The organism is Streptomyces sp. NPDC048192 (assembly GCF_043202415.1).
In the GTDB taxonomy this organism is placed as follows: Bacteria; Actinomycetota; Actinomycetes; order Streptomycetales; family Streptomycetaceae; genus Streptomyces.
In genome coordinates this window covers 108,759-122,829 of record NZ_JBIDAL010000001.1, presented here as the reverse complement: position 1 = coordinate 122,829, position 14,071 = coordinate 108,759, and the positions used below count along the sequence as shown (strand labels likewise).

The 14,071-nt window shown below is 72.3% G+C and carries 13 protein-coding genes; 3 read left to right on the top strand and 10 right to left on the bottom strand.

Annotation, left to right across the window (positions count from 1 at the left end):
• The first annotated feature begins 49 nt into the window (after positions 1 to 49).
• Positions 50 to 244: an antitoxin gene (locus ACGFZN_RS00510; RefSeq protein WP_393856233.1), complete on the top strand. Its 195-nt coding sequence runs from the start codon at positions 50 to 52 to the stop codon at positions 242 to 244.
• 29 nt (positions 245 to 273) lie between these two features.
• Positions 274 to 2,604 (top strand): ATP-binding cassette domain-containing protein, encoded by a 2,331-nt coding sequence (locus ACGFZN_RS00505; RefSeq protein ID WP_393856232.1) that lies wholly within the window; start codon positions 274 to 276, stop codon positions 2,602 to 2,604.
• Positions 2,605 to 2,641: 37 nt separating this feature from the next.
• On the opposite strand, the gene ACGFZN_RS00500 is transcribed toward ACGFZN_RS00505, so the two are convergent.
• The 7 genes from ACGFZN_RS00500 to ACGFZN_RS00470 form a co-directional block, all read right to left on the bottom strand.
• Entirely contained in the window at positions 2,642 to 3,166 is a 525-nt protein-coding gene (locus ACGFZN_RS00500) for a hypothetical protein (RefSeq protein ID WP_393856231.1), read from the bottom strand.
• A gap of 27 nt (positions 3,167 to 3,193) precedes the next feature.
• A complete protein-coding gene (locus ACGFZN_RS00495) occupies positions 3,194 to 3,754 on the bottom strand; it encodes a hypothetical protein (RefSeq protein WP_393856230.1) in 561 nt (186 codons plus the stop codon).
• Between the two features lie 102 nt (positions 3,755 to 3,856).
• Positions 3,857 to 4,666 (bottom strand): lysophospholipid acyltransferase family protein, encoded by an 810-nt coding sequence (locus tag ACGFZN_RS00490; protein WP_393856229.1) that lies wholly within the window; start codon positions 4,664 to 4,666, stop codon positions 3,857 to 3,859.
• The gene (locus ACGFZN_RS00485; protein ID WP_393856228.1) at positions 4,666 to 5,436 is read right to left on the bottom strand and encodes a GNAT family N-acetyltransferase; all 771 of its coding nucleotides are present in this window, start codon (positions 5,434 to 5,436) and stop codon (positions 4,666 to 4,668) included. Before ACGFZN_RS00485 ends, ACGFZN_RS00490 begins: the two co-directional genes overlap by 1 nt.
• A gap of 234 nt (positions 5,437 to 5,670) precedes the next feature.
• Positions 5,671 to 6,420 carry a succinate dehydrogenase/fumarate reductase iron-sulfur subunit gene (locus ACGFZN_RS00480; protein WP_393856227.1) on the bottom strand — a complete coding sequence of 250 codons (750 nt, stop codon included), beginning with the start codon at positions 6,418 to 6,420 and terminating at the stop codon, positions 5,671 to 5,673.
• Positions 6,417 to 8,366 (bottom strand): fumarate reductase/succinate dehydrogenase flavoprotein subunit, encoded by a 1,950-nt coding sequence (locus tag ACGFZN_RS00475; protein WP_393856226.1) that lies wholly within the window; start codon positions 8,364 to 8,366, stop codon positions 6,417 to 6,419. Before ACGFZN_RS00475 ends, ACGFZN_RS00480 begins: the two co-directional genes overlap by 4 nt.
• A 1-nt stretch (position 8,367) precedes the next feature.
• On the bottom strand, positions 8,368 to 9,039 hold the full coding sequence (locus ACGFZN_RS00470; protein WP_393856653.1) for a succinate dehydrogenase: 672 nt from the start codon (positions 9,037 to 9,039) through the stop codon (positions 8,368 to 8,370).
• A gap of 120 nt (positions 9,040 to 9,159) precedes the next feature.
• On the opposite strand from ACGFZN_RS00470, the gene ACGFZN_RS00465 reads away from it, so the two are divergent.
• A complete protein-coding gene (locus tag ACGFZN_RS00465) occupies positions 9,160 to 10,044 on the top strand; it encodes a LysR family transcriptional regulator (protein WP_393856225.1) in 885 nt (294 codons plus the stop codon).
• Positions 10,045 to 10,055: 11 nt separating this feature from the next.
• Here the strand turns inward: ACGFZN_RS00465 and ACGFZN_RS00460 are convergent, their stop codons facing one another.
• The 3 genes from ACGFZN_RS00460 to ACGFZN_RS00450 all read right to left on the bottom strand — a co-directional run bounded on the left by ACGFZN_RS00460 (position 10,056) and on the right by ACGFZN_RS00450 (position 14,066).
• A complete protein-coding gene (locus ACGFZN_RS00460; protein WP_393856224.1) occupies positions 10,056 to 10,946 on the bottom strand; it encodes an NAD(P)H-binding protein in 891 nt (296 codons plus the stop codon).
• A gap of 166 nt (positions 10,947 to 11,112) precedes the next feature.
• A complete protein-coding gene (locus tag ACGFZN_RS00455) occupies positions 11,113 to 13,257 on the bottom strand; it encodes a putative bifunctional diguanylate cyclase/phosphodiesterase (protein WP_393856223.1) in 2,145 nt (714 codons plus the stop codon).
• Positions 13,254 to 14,066, bottom strand: a complete 813-nt coding sequence (locus tag ACGFZN_RS00450) for an SAM-dependent methyltransferase (protein ID WP_393856222.1) — start codon at positions 14,064 to 14,066, stop codon at positions 13,254 to 13,256. The genes ACGFZN_RS00455 and ACGFZN_RS00450 overlap by 4 nt, the downstream gene beginning before the upstream one ends.
• Positions 14,067 to 14,071: the final 5 nt, after the last annotated feature.

The window sequence follows — 14,071 nt, the reverse complement described above, 5'->3', positions numbered from 1 at the left end:
CGCACGGGGAACCTGGGAGGGGAAGCCTCAAGCGACGAGGAGGGCTGCCATGTCCTTCATGGACAAGATCAAGGGCATGCTCAAGGGCCATGAGGGCATGGCCGACAAGGGCATCGACAAGGGCGGCGACTACGTCGACCAGCGCACCGGGAACAAGTACCAGTCGCAGGTCGACACCGCGCAGGACAGGATGAGGGACGAGTTCGGCACCCGTCCGAACCGGGACAACCCCCCGCAGCCCTAGTGCACGGGGGCGGGTAGAGTCACCCCCCTATGCACAGCCCGCACGATCCCTGCGTCCGTGTCCGCGGCGCCCGCGAGCACAACCTCAAGGGCGTCGACGTGGACATCCCACGGGACGCACTGGCCGTGTTCACCGGTGTGTCCGGCTCGGGGAAGTCGTCCCTGGCCTTCGGCACGATCTACGCCGAGGCGCAGCGGCGGTACTTCGAGTCGGTCGCGCCGTACGCGCGCAGGCTGATCCACCAGGTCGGGGCGCCCAAGGTCGGCGAGATCACCGGGCTGCCGCCCGCGGTCTCGCTGCAGCAGCGGCGCGCGGCCCCCACCTCGCGTTCCTCGGTGGGCACGGTCACCAATCTCTCCAACTCCCTGCGCATGCTGTTCTCCCGCGCCGGGGAGTATCCGCCGGGCGCCGAGCGGCTGGACTCGGACGCGTTCTCGCCGAACACCCCGGCCGGCGCCTGCCCGGAGTGCCACGGCCTGGGCCGGGTGCACGACACCACCGAGGAGTCGCTGGTCCCGGACCCCTCGCTGTCCATCCGCGAGGGCGCCGTCGCCGCCTGGCCCGGCGCCTGGCAGGGCAAGAACCTGCGCGACATCCTCGACGCGCTCGGCTACGACGTCGACCGGCCCTGGCGCGAGCTGCCCGCCGAGCAGCGGGAGTGGATCCTGTTCACGGACGAGCAGCCGGTCGTCACCGTGCACCCCGTCCGCGACGCCGGCCGGATCCAGCGCCCGTACCAGGGCACGTACACGAGCGCCCGCCGCTATGTGCTGAAGACCTTCTCGGACACCAAGTCGGCGTCGCTGCGGGCGAAGGCGGAGCGGTTCCTCACCAGCGCCCCCTGCCGCGTGTGCGGGGGCAGCCGGCTGCGGCCGGAGGCGCTGGCGGTGACCTTCGGCGGCCGGACCATCGCCGAACTGGCCGCACTGCCGCTGACCGATCTGGCCGGCCTGCTGCACGGCCGGGACGAGACCGCGCGGATCCTCACCGAGGACCTGAAGTCCCGCATCGCGCCGGTGGTCGAGCTGGGCCTCGGCTATCTCAGCCTCGACCGCTCCACCCCCACCCTGTCGGCGGGCGAGCTGCAACGGCTGCGGCTCGCCACGCAGTTGCGGTCCGGGCTGTTCGGCGTGGTGTACGTGCTGGACGAGCCGTCCGCCGGGCTGCACCCGGCGGACACCGAGGCGCTGCTGACCGTGCTGGACCGGCTGAAGGCCGCGGGCAACTCGGTGTTCGTGGTGGAGCACCACCTGGACGTGGTGCGCGGCGCCGACTGGCTGGTGGACGTGGGCCCCGGCGCGGGCGAGCACGGCGGGCGCGTGCTCTACAGCGGGCCGCCGGCCGAGCTGGCGTCGGTGCGGGAGTCGGCGACCGCCGCGTACCTCTTCGACGAGTCGCCCGGAGCGGCGCGTGACGCGCGGGCGCCGCGCGGCTGGCTCAAGGTGGGCCCGGTGACCCGGCACAACCTGCGGGCGGTGACGGCCGAGTTCCCGCTCGGCGTGTTCACCGCCGTGACCGGGGTCTCCGGTTCCGGGAAGTCCACGCTGATCGGAGAGCTGGCGCAGGAGCCGGCGGGCGTGGACCGGCTGGTCCAGGTCGACCAGCGGCCCATCGGCCGCACCCCGCGCTCCAACCTGGCCACCTACACCGGCCTGTTCGACGTGGTGCGCAAGGTGTTCGCCGGCACCGAGGAGGCGCGGGCCCGCGGCTTCGGCGCCGGGCGGTTCTCCTTCAACGTCGCCGGCGGGCGCTGCGAGACCTGCCAGGGCGAGGGGTTCGTCAGCGTGGAGCTGCTCTTCCTGCCCAGCACCTACGCGCCCTGCCCGGACTGCGGCGGCGCCCGCTACAACCCGGGGACGCTGGAGGTGACGTACCGGGGACGCAGCATCGCCGAGGTGCTGGATCTGACGGTGGAGGCCGCGGCGGAGTTCTTCGGTGACATCCCGGCCGCCGCCCGCAGCATCGGCACCCTGCTCGACGTGGGCCTCGGCTATCTGCGGCTCGGCCAGCCGGCGACCGAGCTGTCCGGCGGCGAGGCCCAGCGGATCAAGCTGGCGGGCGAGTTGCAGCGCGGCCGGCGCGGCCACACCCTCTATCTGCTGGACGAGCCGACCACCGGGCTGCACCCGGCCGACGTCGAGGTGCTGATGGACCGGCTGCACGGGCTGGTCGACGCCGGGCACACGGTCGTGGTGGTCGAGCACGACATGACGGTGGTGGCCGGCGCGGACTGGGTGATCGACCTGGGCCCCGGCGGGGGCGACCGGGGCGGCCGGATCATGGCGGCCGGTCCGCCGCAGCGGGTCGCCTCGGCCGCGGGCAGTGCGACGGCACCCTACCTGGCCCGGGTCATGCCCTGAGCGCGGCAGGGTGCCGTGGGCCGGGGCGGGCGATGCCTCAGGTGCTGAGCAGGCGGTTGAAGAAGGAACGGTAGCGCCGCAGCGCTCCGCGCAGTTCCTCCGTGTCCACCTTCTCGCCCTCGCCCCACTGGCCTTCCAGGTCCTTCTTGTGCTGGGCGAAGGTGGAGGCGAGGGTCTGCATGACGTCCGCGACGAGGGTGTCGGCCTCGTGCACGGCCTCACGCGGGTCGTCCACGAACTTGTTCTGGATCGTCTGCCAGCGATCGCGGAAGGTCCGCTCGTCGTCGTCCGTCAGCAGCTGCGGCATCTCGTCGTCCGCCGCCTTCGGGGCGCCCGGGGCGGCCGGCGCCTCCGCGGTGCCGGAGGGCCCCGCTTCGGCTTCGGCTCCGCCGGTGGCGGACACCCCGCCTGCGCTCTGCGTCTCGGTGCTCTCGCCCGGGTAGACGGGGGCTTCCGAGGAGGTTTCGTCCGGCTCGGCGCCCGCGCCGGTGTCGGCAGGCTGGGCGAGATCCTCGGTGGACAGACCGCTGGTGGGGCGGTCCGCGTCCTCGTTTCTCTGCATGGCGTTCCTCTGCGGGTCTGATCGCGGTCAGGTCCGGGCGGGTCGCGCCCGGCCGCCGCCGTCGGAGAGCAACTCGTCGAACAGGGCGCGGTAGTGCACCATGGCGCCGCGCAACTGCTCGGTCGTCGCCTTGCTGCGGGTGGAGAGGGTCTCCACCTCGTGCGCGGCCCGGTAGTGTTCCAGCGTCGCGCCGTGCTCCACCGAGAGGTCCTTCATCTGCTGCTCGAACCCCTCGGTCGGATACCCGCGCTCGTGCATCAGGGAGGTCACGAGCCGGTCCGCGTCGTGCACCGCGTCTTCCGGGCGGTCGACGAACTCCTCCTGGACACTGCTCCATTCCCGCGTGTAGCGGTCCCGTGAGACGGAGGGCAGCGGTTTGATCTCCAGGGCATCGTGCCGCCTCTCGCGCTCCCGGAGCTCACGCTCGGCGGCGAGCCGGCTGTCGGATCCCTCGACCGTCCGTTCGTACTCCGGGCCGAAGCGCTCACGGAGGTGACGGCGTCGCATCAGCAGTGAGACCGCCACAGCGGCCAGAGCGATCACCACCACGATCGGGATGATGATCGCCAGAAGCGTTCCCGTGGACATCGGTGCACGCTCCTCAGGGAGTAGTGATGTACGCCCTCCTACTTCCCCTGCACGCCATATCTACGCATATCGCGCATTTCCTGTCAGGTGACGTCTTTCGCATCAGGCGGTGACCAGCACCTCATGGGTCCAGGCCGGTTCCGGGGCCGCCGACTGGGCCGCGCGGGCGAGGGTCCGGCGGTCGGAGTGGGTGCCCGGCGGGATCGGCGGCCGCACCTCCACCTCCGCGATCAGGCCCCGGGTGCGGGCCACCCGCCACAGGGAGGCGAGCAGGGTGTCCTCGCCGACGAACGCCGCCGCCGTGCCCGGTCCGCCGTCCGCCTGCCGGTAGCGCAGGCCGACCGGCTGCACGGGCACGCCCGCGTCGAGCGCGGCCTGGAATACGGCCCGGCGGAAGCGGCCGTGGGCGCGCCCGCACCAGGTGCTGCCCTCGGGGAACGCGGCCACGGCCGCGCCCTCGCGCAGCGCGCCGGCGATCCGGGCGACCGTCTCGGGCAGGGCCCGGATCCGGTCCCGCTCGATGAACAGGACGCCGCCCCGGGCGGCCAGCGGGCCCGCCACCGGCCACTGCCGGATCTCGCTCTTGGCGAGCATCCGGGCGGGGCGTACGGCGGTCAGCAGCGGGATGTCCAGCCAGGAGACGTGGTTGGCGACCAGCAGCAGTCCGCCGGCCGGTGCGGCGGCGCCGGTGACGCGGACCCGGACCCCGGCGGCCCGCACGATCGCCCGGCACCACCGCCTGACCCACTCGGCGGGGATCCTCCCGCCGAGCGGGGACAGCGCGATCCCGGCCAGGACCAGGACCGCGACCGCCGTCAGCCGCAGCACGGCACGGGGTACGGCCGCAGCGGCCCGGACCGGCTCCACGCAGCGGCCCGGGGTGCAGGGCGCGCTGGGCAGCCAGACGCTCATCAGGCCGGCACGAGGGAGAGGAAGTGCCGCAGATAGCGCGGGTTGACCCGGCGCATCGACAGCAGCACGTACAGGTCGGCGACCCCGAAATCGGGATCGTGCGCGGGCTCCCCGCACACCCAGGCGCCGAGGCGCAGGTAGCCGCGCAGCAGGGCGGGCGGCTCGGTGTGGCCCGAGGGGGCCTCGGCGTCAGGGATCCACGGCAGCAGCGGCCGCACCCGGAACTCCTCGGGGGCCAGGTGCTTGTTCCGTACCCGCTCCCAGGTGGCCGTCGCGAGGGTGCCGCCGTCGGCGAGCGGCACCGAGCAGCAGCCCGCCAGCCACTCGTGCCCGCGGTCGGCCATGTAGCGGGCTATGCCGGCCCAGATCAGGCTGATGACGGCGCCGTCGCGGTGGTCGGGGTGCACGCAGGAGCGGCCGACCTCGACCAGCCCGGGCCGGATCGGATCGAGCGCCCCCAGCTCGAACTCGCCCTCCGAGTAGAGCCGGCCGGCGACGGCGGCCCGCTCCGGCGGCAGCAGCCGGTAGGTGCCGACGACCTGTCCGGTGCCGGTGTCGCGCACCAGCAGGTGGTCGCAGTAGGCGTCGAAGGCGTCGATGTCGTGTCCCGGCTGCGGCGTGGCCAGCAGGGCCCCCATCTCACCGGCGAAGACGTCGTGCCGCAGCCGCTGCGCGGCCCGCACCTCGTCCTCGTCGCGGGCGAGGGTGACGGTGTAGCGGACCGGTGCCGCGGGCTGCGGGGGGCGGTCGAGGGTGGAAACGCCGGTCATGGCTCTCTCCTGGTCACGGGCCGGTTCGGCGAGGGCGACGGGCGCCGTGTACGGCCCGCCGCTCCTGTTCTTCCGATGCCGGTTGGCGTGCGCGTGACGTGTGCCGGGAGAGCGGATGTGGGGATGTTGAACGCCGGGGGCCCGGCGATCACGGGAAACGAGACGGGGCCGGTGAGCACCATCCCCGGCCCCGCCCGTCCGTCGGTTGTGACGAACGTCTGCTGTGCGGCGGGGCTACCGCTTGCCCGCCTTGCGGGTGGCCCGCAGCCACTCCTTGTTCATGTGGGTGATGGACATCAGGGGGATGCCCTTGGGGCACGCGGTGGCGCACTCCCCGGTGAGGGTGCAGCCGCCGAAGCCCTCGGCGTCCATCTGCGCGACCATGTCCAGCACCCGGGTCTCCCGCTCGGGCGCGCCCTGCGGGAGCACGTTGAGGTGGTTGACCTTGGCGGAGGTGAACAGCATCGCCGCGCCGTTGGGGCAGGCGGCCACGCACGCCCCGCAGCCGATGCACTCGGCGTGCTCGAAGGCGTAGTCGGCGTCGGCCTTGGGCACCGGCGTGGCGTGCGCCTCCGGGGCGGATCCGGTGGGCGCGGTGATGTAGCCGCCGGCCTGGATGATCCGGTCGAACGCGGACCGGTCGACGACCAGGTCCTTGATCACCGGGAACGCGGCGGCCCGCCAGGGCTCGATGTCGATGGTGTCGCCGTCCTCGAAGGACCGCATGTGCAGCTGGCAGGTGGTGGTGCGCTCCGGGCCGTGCGCCTCGCCGTTGATCACGAGGGAGCAGGCGCCGCAGATGCCCTCACGGCAGTCGTGGTCGAAGGCGACGGGTTCCTCGCCGGAGAGGATCAGCTGCTCGTTGAGGACGTCCAGCATCTCCAGGAAGGACATGTCGGACGAGATGCCGTCCACCTCGTACGTGGACATGGCGCCTTCGGCGTCGGCGTTCTTCTGGCGCCAGACGCGCAGGGTGAGCTTCATGCGTAGCTCCGCTGGGTGGGGTGGACGTACTCGAAGACCAGGTCTTCCTTGTGCAGGACGGGGGCCTCGCCGGTGCCGGTGAACTCCCAGGCGGCGGCGTAGGAGAACTCGTCGTCCTTGCGGGCGGCCTCGCCGTCCGGGGTCTGGGACTCCTCGCGGAAGTGGCCGCCGCAGGACTCGCTGCGGTGCAGCGCGTCGAGGCACATCAGCTCGGCGAGTTCCAGGTAGTCGACGATCCGGTTGGCCTTCTCCAGCGACTGGTTCAGCTCCTCGCCGGTGCCGGGGACCTTGATACGGCGCCAGAACTCCTCGCGGATCTGCGGGATGCGCTCCAGGGCCTTGCGCAGCCCGGAGTCGGTGCGGGCCATGCCGCAGAACTCCCACATCAGCTCGCCGAGTTCACGGTGGAAGGAGTCGGGGGTGCGGTCGCCGTCGACGGACAGCAGCAGGTTCAGCCGGTCCTCGGTCTCGGCCAGCACCTCCTGGACCACCGGGTGGTCCGGGGTGATCTCCTCGGTGCGCGGGTTGCGGGCCAGGTAGTCGTTCAGGGTGGCCGGCAGCACGAAGTAGCCGTCGGCGAGGCCCTGCATCAGCGCGGAGGCGCCGAGCCGGTTGGCGCCGTGGTCGGAGAAGTTGGCCTCGCCGATCGCGAACAGGCCGGGGACGGTGGTCTGCAGGTCGTAGTCGACCCACAGGCCGCCCATCGTGTAGTGCACGGCCGGGTAGATCCGCATCGGCACCTCGTACGGATCCTCGTCGGTGATCCGCTGGTACATGTCGAAGAGGTTGCCGTACTTGGCCTCGACCGCCTTGCGGCCCATGCGCTGGATGGCGTCGGCGAAGTCCAGGTAGACGCCCTGGCCGCCGGGGCCGACACCGCGGCCCTCGTCGCAGACGTTCTTCGCGGCGCGGGAGGCGATGTCGCGCGGGACCAGGTTGCCGAAGGAGGGGTAGATGCGCTCCAGGTAGTAGTCGCGCTCGTCCTCGGGGATCTCGTTCGGCGGGCGGTTGTCGCCCTTGGCCTTGGGCACCCAGATCCGGCCGTCGTTGCGCAGCGACTCGCTCATCAGCGTCAGCTTCGACTGGTGGTCGCCGGTGCGCGGGATGCAGGTCGGGTGGATCTGCGTGAAGCAGGGGTTGGCGAAGTACGCGCCACGCCGGTGCGCCCGCCAGATCGCGGTCGCGTTGGAGTTCATCGCGTTGGTCGACAGGTAGAACACGTTGCCGTAACCGCCGGAGGCGAGGACGACGGCGTCCGCGAAGTACGTGTCGATCTTCCCGGTGACCAGGTCGCGGGCCACGATGCCGCGGGCCAGCCCGTCGACGACGATCAGGTCCAGCATCTCGGTGCGCGGGTGCATCTCCACGTTGCCCGCGGCGATCTGCCGGCTGAGCGCCTGGTAGGCGCCGAGCAGGAGCTGCTGGCCCGTCTGGCCGCGGGCGTAGAAGGTGCGGGACACCTGGACGCCGCCGAAGGAGCGGGTGTCGAGCAGACCGCCGTACTCGCGGGCGAAGGGCACGCCCTGGGCCACGCACTGGTCGATGATCTCCACCGAGATCTGCGCGAGCCGGTGGACGTTGGACTCGCGGGCGCGGAAGTCGCCGCCCTTGACGGTGTCGTAGAACAGCCGGTGGATCGAGTCGCCGTCGTTGCGGTAGTTCTTCGCCGCGTTGATGCCGCCCTGCGCGGCGATCGAGTGGGCGCGGCGCGGGGAGTCCTGGTAGCAGAACTGGACGACGTGGTAGCCCTGTTCGGCCAGGGTGGCGCCCGCCGAGCCGCCGGCCAGGCCGGTGCCGACGACGATGACCGTGTGCTTGCGCCGGTTGGCGGGATTGACCAGCTTGGCCTCGAAGCGGCGCTTGTCCCAGCGCTCGTTGATCGGTCCCGACGGGGCCTTGGAGTCGGTGACCGGCTCGCCGGTCGCGTAGTTCAGGTATTCGGTCATGTCAGCTCACCACTCCGGTCATGACGCCCACGGGTACGGCGATGAAGCCGGCCGTGAGCAGCAGCGCGAGGACGTTGGCGATGGTCTTCAGGGCGCGGTCGCGGGCGCGGCTGCCGACGCCGAGGGTCTGTGCGGCGCTCCAGAAGCCGTGCCGGATGTGCAGGCCGAGCGCGAGCATCGCGACGATGTAGACGACGTTGCTGTACCAGTGGGAGAAGTCGTCGACGACGTTCTGGTACGGGTGCCCCTCCTGGAAGTGGCCCGGGTGCACGGTGCCGGTGGTCAGGTCCAGGACGTGCCAGACGATGAACAGGCCGAGGATGATGCCGCCCCAGCGCATGGTGCGGGTGGCGTAGCTCGCCCGGGGCTTGCTGTGCACGTACTTGCTGGGCCGCGCCCTGATGTCGCGGCGGCTGAGCTGGTAGGCGGAGGTGGCGTGGGCGACCACGGCGACGACGAGGACGATCCTGATGAGCCAGAGCGTCCACTCGTAGTGCATGAAGGGTTCGCCGACGGTGCGCAGCCAGTGGGCGTAGTGGTTGAACTCGCCCGCCCCGAAGTAGATCTTCAGGTTGCCGATCATGTGCGCGACCAGGTACAGCAGCATGATCACGCCGCTGACGGCCATCACCGTCTTCTTGCCGACGGAGGAGTCCCACATCGTGCGCGCCATGGACGGCCGTCGGTCCGTCCGCGTTGCCAGAGCCATGGAACAGCACGCTAGGGCCGAAGGTCCCGATCGGTCCAAGACATGGTACGGCTTGTTTCCATAGAGACAGGCTATGCTCGCTGGATGCAGTTCCAGCAGCTCCAGTACTTCGTCGCCGTGGCCGAGACCCGGCACTTCACCCGGGCCGCCGAGCTGGTGCACGTCGCCCAGCCGTCGCTGTCCCAGCAGATCAAGGCGCTGGAGCGGGAGCTGGGCGCGGATCTGTTCCTGCGCGCCCGGGGCAACATCACGCTCACCGACGCGGGCGAGGCGCTGCTGCCGCTGGCCCGCCGCATCCTGGCCGACGCGGACACCGCACGGCAGGAGGTGCAGGAGCTGGTGCAGCTGCGCCGGGGCCGGGTGCGGCTGGGGGCGACGCCCAGCCTGTGCACGGGCCTGCTGCCCGATGTGCTGCGCGCCTTCCACGACCGCTACCCCGGCATCCGGCTGCTGGTGGAGGAGGGCGGCTCGCACGACCTGGTGCGGGAACTGGCCCGGGGCGCGCTGGACCTGGCGCTGATCGTGCTGCCGTTGCCGACCCCGGCGCCCGCGCTGTCGACGGTGGAGCTGCTGCGGGAGGAGCTGGTGGTGGTCTCCTCCCCCGAGGCGCCGGCGCCCGGCCGGGGCGAGCGGGCGGTGCGCATCGCCGACCTGGAGGGCGAGCGGCTGGTGATGTTCCGGCACGGGTACGACCTGAGGGAACTCACCGTCGCCGCGTGCCGCTCCGCCGGGTTCGAGCCGGAGTTCGCCGTGGAGGGCGGGGAGATGGACGCGGTGCTGGGCTTCGTGCGGGCGGGGCTGGGGCTGGCCGTCGTCCCCCGGATGGTGGCCACCCGGTCCGGGCAGGGGCTCAGGGTGACCCCGCTCGCGCGGCCGGGGCTGCAGCGGACCATCGCCCTGGCCCACCGCAGCGACGTGGCGCCGCCCCGGGCCGCACGGGAGCTCCAGCGGATGCTGCTGGAGCGCTGAGCGGGGGGCCGTCAGCCGAGGAGGGCCGGCCGCAGCACCTCCTCGCACCACTGGCGGAACCCGGTGGGCGCCGTGTCGGGGGTGCGCGGGGCGGAGGCGCCGTAGAAGCCCTGGGCGGCGAGGGCGCGCACCATGTCGGTCAGTCCCCGTGCCGCGGCCTCGCCGGCGCCGTGCGCGAGCAGCGCCGCCTTCTGCTCCTCGGGGGTGACCTCCTGGAAGCGGACGGGCCGGTCCAGCACCTCGGACACGACCCGTGCCATGTCCTCGGGGGTCAGCTCGTCCGGACCGACCGTCGGCACATCGGCCTGGCCGGTCCAGGAGCCGTCCAGCAGCAGCCGCGCCGCCGTGTCGCCGATGTCCCGGGTGGCGCAGGTGCGCAGCACCCGGTCGCCGCGCGCCGCCATGGCCAGGATGCCGCCGTCGCGGATCGCGGCGGCCTGCCGGAGCAGGTTCTCCATGAGGTACGGCGGGCACAGCGCCCGGTGGTGGACGCCGGTCGCCCGGATCGCCTCGTCCATCGCCAGGGCCAGGGAGATCTGCCCGGCGTTCTCGGCGATCCCGCGGCCCAGGGTGGAGACGCCGACGACCCGTTCGACGCCCTGGGTCGCGACGGCGTCCACGAGGGGCCGGGTGAAGTCCTCGAAGTGGGCGTCGAGACTGCCGGCGGTGAGCGACGGGGGCACCAGCCAGAACACCCGGTCCACGCCCGCGCACGCCTTGGTGACGACGTCGGGGTCCGCGTGCGAGCCGGGAACGGCCTCGACGCGGGCGCGCACCGCCGGGGACAGGCGTCCGGGGTCCCGGACGATCACACGGACCGGGCCGGCCGCGTCCGGCGCGTCGAGCAGGCGGTCGAGCACGCGGCTGCCGATCTGGCCGGTCGGAGTGGTGACGAGGATCATGGAGTCTCCGCGGGGAACAGGTGGTGTGGGCACGCAGTGATCTGCGTGCCCGAGCCTGCCCCGGGCCGTCCCGGAACTGAAGGACCGGCCCGCTCACGGTTGTTGCCCTCAGGGCAATACCGAGGGCGGCGGGAGCCGTGGCCTGCCGGTGCGCGGGCGGTGACGGTCAGCCCGTGGCGTCCGCCAGGGCCAGGTCGTGGAGCCTCTCCGGTGGGCCGGGCCGCGCGTAGTACCAGCCCTGGGCCGTGTCGCAGCCCAGTATCCGCAGCTGTTCGGCCTGGGCGCCGGTCTCCACGCCCTCGACGGTGACCGCGAGGTCGAGGCTGTGGGCGAGGGAGACGATGCCTTCGACGATCTTCAGGTCGACGGGGTCGGCGGGGAACCGCTGCATGCCCTGGGTGAAGGAGCGGTCCAGCTTGAGGACCCGCACCGGCAGACGGCGCAGGTTGGCCAGGTTGGAGTAGCCCGTGCCGAAGTCGTCCAGGGCGATGTCGACGCCCATCTCGGCGAGGCGGTGCAGCGGTTTGAGCAGGTCGTCGTCCGCGCCGATGAGCGCGGACTCGGTGACCTCCAGGCACAGGGCGTCGGGGGCGACGCCCGCGCGCTCCAGGATGTCCACCGTGTCCTGCACAAGGCCCGGATGGCTGAGCTGGCACGGCGACAGGTTGACGTTGATGCGCAGGGGACCCGCGGCCTGCTCCGCGCCGTGCCGTTCTCGCCAGGCGCGGGCCTGCCGGATGGACTCCTCCAGCACCCAGCGGCCGAGCGGGACGATCAGGCCGGTGTGCTCGGCGAGCGGGATGAAGCGGTCGGGGCCGAGCACGCCGTGCTGCGGGTGCAGCCAGCGGACCAGGGCCTCGGCGCCCCGGACGCTGCCGTCGCCGAGGTGGACCAGCGGCTGGTACTCGATGAAGAACTCGCCGCGCTCCAGGGCGGTCGGCAGCGCGGTGGTCAGGCCGTGCCGGGTGATCGCGCGGGCGTCGGCCTCGGGATCGGCGAGTTCGGAGCGGTTGCCGCCCGCCGATTTGGCCCGGTACATGGTGATGTCGGCGCTGCGCAGGACCTCCGCGGCCGTACGCTCGCCCGCCGGGCCCTCGACGATGCCGAGGCTGCCGCGCACCAGCAGGTCGCGGCCGTCGATGCTGACGGGCGTGACCAGGGCGTTCATGATGCGGTCGGCGAGTTCGTCGACCTTGCGCTCGGTGCCCGGCCCGGTGGTCAGCGCCACGAACTCGTCGCCGCCGAGCCGCGCGACCATCTCGCCGGGCGCCGTCGCGCAGGACTGCAGCCGGTCGGCGACCTCCACCAGCAGCCGGTCGCCGGCCGCGTGCCCGAGGCTGTCGTTGATGGTCTTGAAGCCGTCCAGGTCGAGGTAGCACAGGCCGAAGCGCTGGCCCTCGCCCGCGTTCAGCGCCTTCTCCAGGCGCTCGAAGAACAGGGTGCGGTTGGGCAGGCCGGTGAGGGCGTCGTGGGTGGCCTCGTAGCGCAGCCGCAGGTTGAGCAGCCGGCGCTCGGTGGTGTCCTCCATGAGCGCGAGCTGGTACTGCGGATCGCCGTCGGCGTCGCGCAGCAGGGACACCGTCAGATTGGTCCACAGGACCGTTCCGTCGGGGCGGTTGAAGGCCTTTTCGAGGTGGTAGTGCTCGCGGTCGCCGCGGACGAGCTCGTCGTACAGCTTCCAGGTCTGCGGCGCGTCCTCGGGGTGCACCCAGTCCTGCACGCGGCGGCCGCGCAGGGCCTCGTCGGAGAGCCCGAACATGCGCAGCAGCGCCTTGTTGACCTGCAGCACGTTGCCGTCGAGGTCGGCGATGCCGATCCCTATGGCGGCGCCCTCGAACACCGCGCGGAAGCGGGCCTCGCTGGCGTGCAGGGCCTGCGCGACCACCCCCTGGGCCCTGAGCGCGGCCTGGGCGATCGACTCCTGCTCGGCGAGCGTGCGCGCCCGCAGCGCCTCGGCGTACCCGGCGGCCATCGCGTGCTGCAACCGCGAGCTGCGCAGGCGGGGTTCGTCCTGGGGGCCGTCGCCCGCGCAGTACAGGACCAGATAGGCGTCGACGCAGTCCAGGGTCCGGCTGAGCGCCTCGGGGTCGGTGCAGTGCGCGGTGACCAGGGCGGCGCCGATCGCCTTGGCGCCGTCCCCGTCGAAGACGCGGGCCCGCAGCAGCTCGCTCAGCCGGCGTGCGAGCGGCAGCAGTTGGTCCTCGAACTCCGCACGGGTCAGCGACGTGGAGGTCGCCGGGTAGACCGCCCGGCTCCAGATCGTCGTGAACCGGCGCAGTCTGTCCTCCGGCCCGTCCGGCTCGGCGCTCACGCCGTACGCCCCACGCCGGCGAATCCGGAGAAGGCGAACGGGTCCTCGTCCTCCGGCGCCGACTCCGGCCGCCAGAGCGGCATCGGCACCAGTCCCGGTTCCACCATGTCGTACCCCTCGAAGAACCGCGCGATCTCGTCGCGCGAGCGCATGATGAGCGGATTGCGAATGTCCCTGTATACGTCCACCGCGCCCTCGGCCCGCTCGGCGGGCAGCGGGATTCCCTCGTACGAGGCATGGGTCAGGATCAGCAGGCTGCCGGGCGCGAGCGCGTCGCGCAGCTCGGCCACCGCACCGTAGGGGTCGTCCGCGTCTTCCACGAAGTGCAGTATGGCAACGAGGAGCAGGGCGACCGGACGGTTCAGGTCGATCAGCCGCTCCACCTGGGGGCTGGCCAGGATCTCCCGCGGCTTGCGCAGGTCCGCGGCGACCACGCCCGCGTCGTCGTTGCCCGCCAGCACCGCCTCGCTGTGCGCGACGGCCACCGGGTCGTGGTCGACGTAGACCACGCGGGCGCCCGGCACGGCCGCCTGGGCCACCTCGTGGACGTTGCCGAACGTGGGGATGCCGGAACCGATGTCGAGGAACTGGGTGATGCCCTCCGCGGCCGCGAACCGCACGGCGCGGCGCATGAACGCCCGGTTGGCCTGCATGGTCTTGGGCAGACCCGGCATGAACTCCATCGCCTTGCGGGCCGCTTCCCGGTCCACCTCGAAGTTGTGCGAACCGCCCAGGTAGAAGTCGTAGATCCGCGAGACGCTCGGCACCGAGATGTCGATGCTCCGAGGGGCCCAGGCGGGGCGCTCCATGTATC

Coding starts and splice junctions, on each gene's coding strand:
- ACGFZN_RS00475 (WP_393856226.1), bottom strand. CDS start 8,366: ATGACCGAATACCTGAACTACGCGACCGGCGAGCCGGTCACCGACTCC.
- ACGFZN_RS00485 (WP_393856228.1), bottom strand. CDS start 5,436: ATGACCGGCGTTTCCACCCTCGACCGCCCCCCGCAGCCCGCGGCACCG.
- ACGFZN_RS00460 (WP_393856224.1), bottom strand. CDS start 10,946: ATGATCCTCGTCACCACTCCGACCGGCCAGATCGGCAGCCGCGTGCTC.
- ACGFZN_RS00505 (WP_393856232.1), top strand. CDS start 274: ATGCACAGCCCGCACGATCCCTGCGTCCGTGTCCGCGGCGCCCGCGAG.
- ACGFZN_RS00480 (WP_393856227.1), bottom strand. CDS start 6,420: ATGAAGCTCACCCTGCGCGTCTGGCGCCAGAAGAACGCCGACGCCGAA.
- ACGFZN_RS00495 (WP_393856230.1), bottom strand. CDS start 3,754: ATGTCCACGGGAACGCTTCTGGCGATCATCATCCCGATCGTGGTGGTG.
- ACGFZN_RS00490 (WP_393856229.1), bottom strand. CDS start 4,666: ATGAGCGTCTGGCTGCCCAGCGCGCCCTGCACCCCGGGCCGCTGCGTG.
- ACGFZN_RS00465 (WP_393856225.1), top strand. CDS start 9,160: ATGCAGTTCCAGCAGCTCCAGTACTTCGTCGCCGTGGCCGAGACCCGG.
- ACGFZN_RS00510 (WP_393856233.1), top strand. CDS start 50: ATGTCCTTCATGGACAAGATCAAGGGCATGCTCAAGGGCCATGAGGGC.
- ACGFZN_RS00500 (WP_393856231.1), bottom strand. CDS start 3,166: ATGCAGAGAAACGAGGACGCGGACCGCCCCACCAGCGGTCTGTCCACC.
- ACGFZN_RS00450 (WP_393856222.1), bottom strand. CDS start 14,066: ATGGAGCGCCCCGCCTGGGCCCCTCGGAGCATCGACATCTCGGTGCCG.
- ACGFZN_RS00470 (WP_393856653.1), bottom strand. CDS start 9,039: ATGGCGCGCACGATGTGGGACTCCTCCGTCGGCAAGAAGACGGTGATG.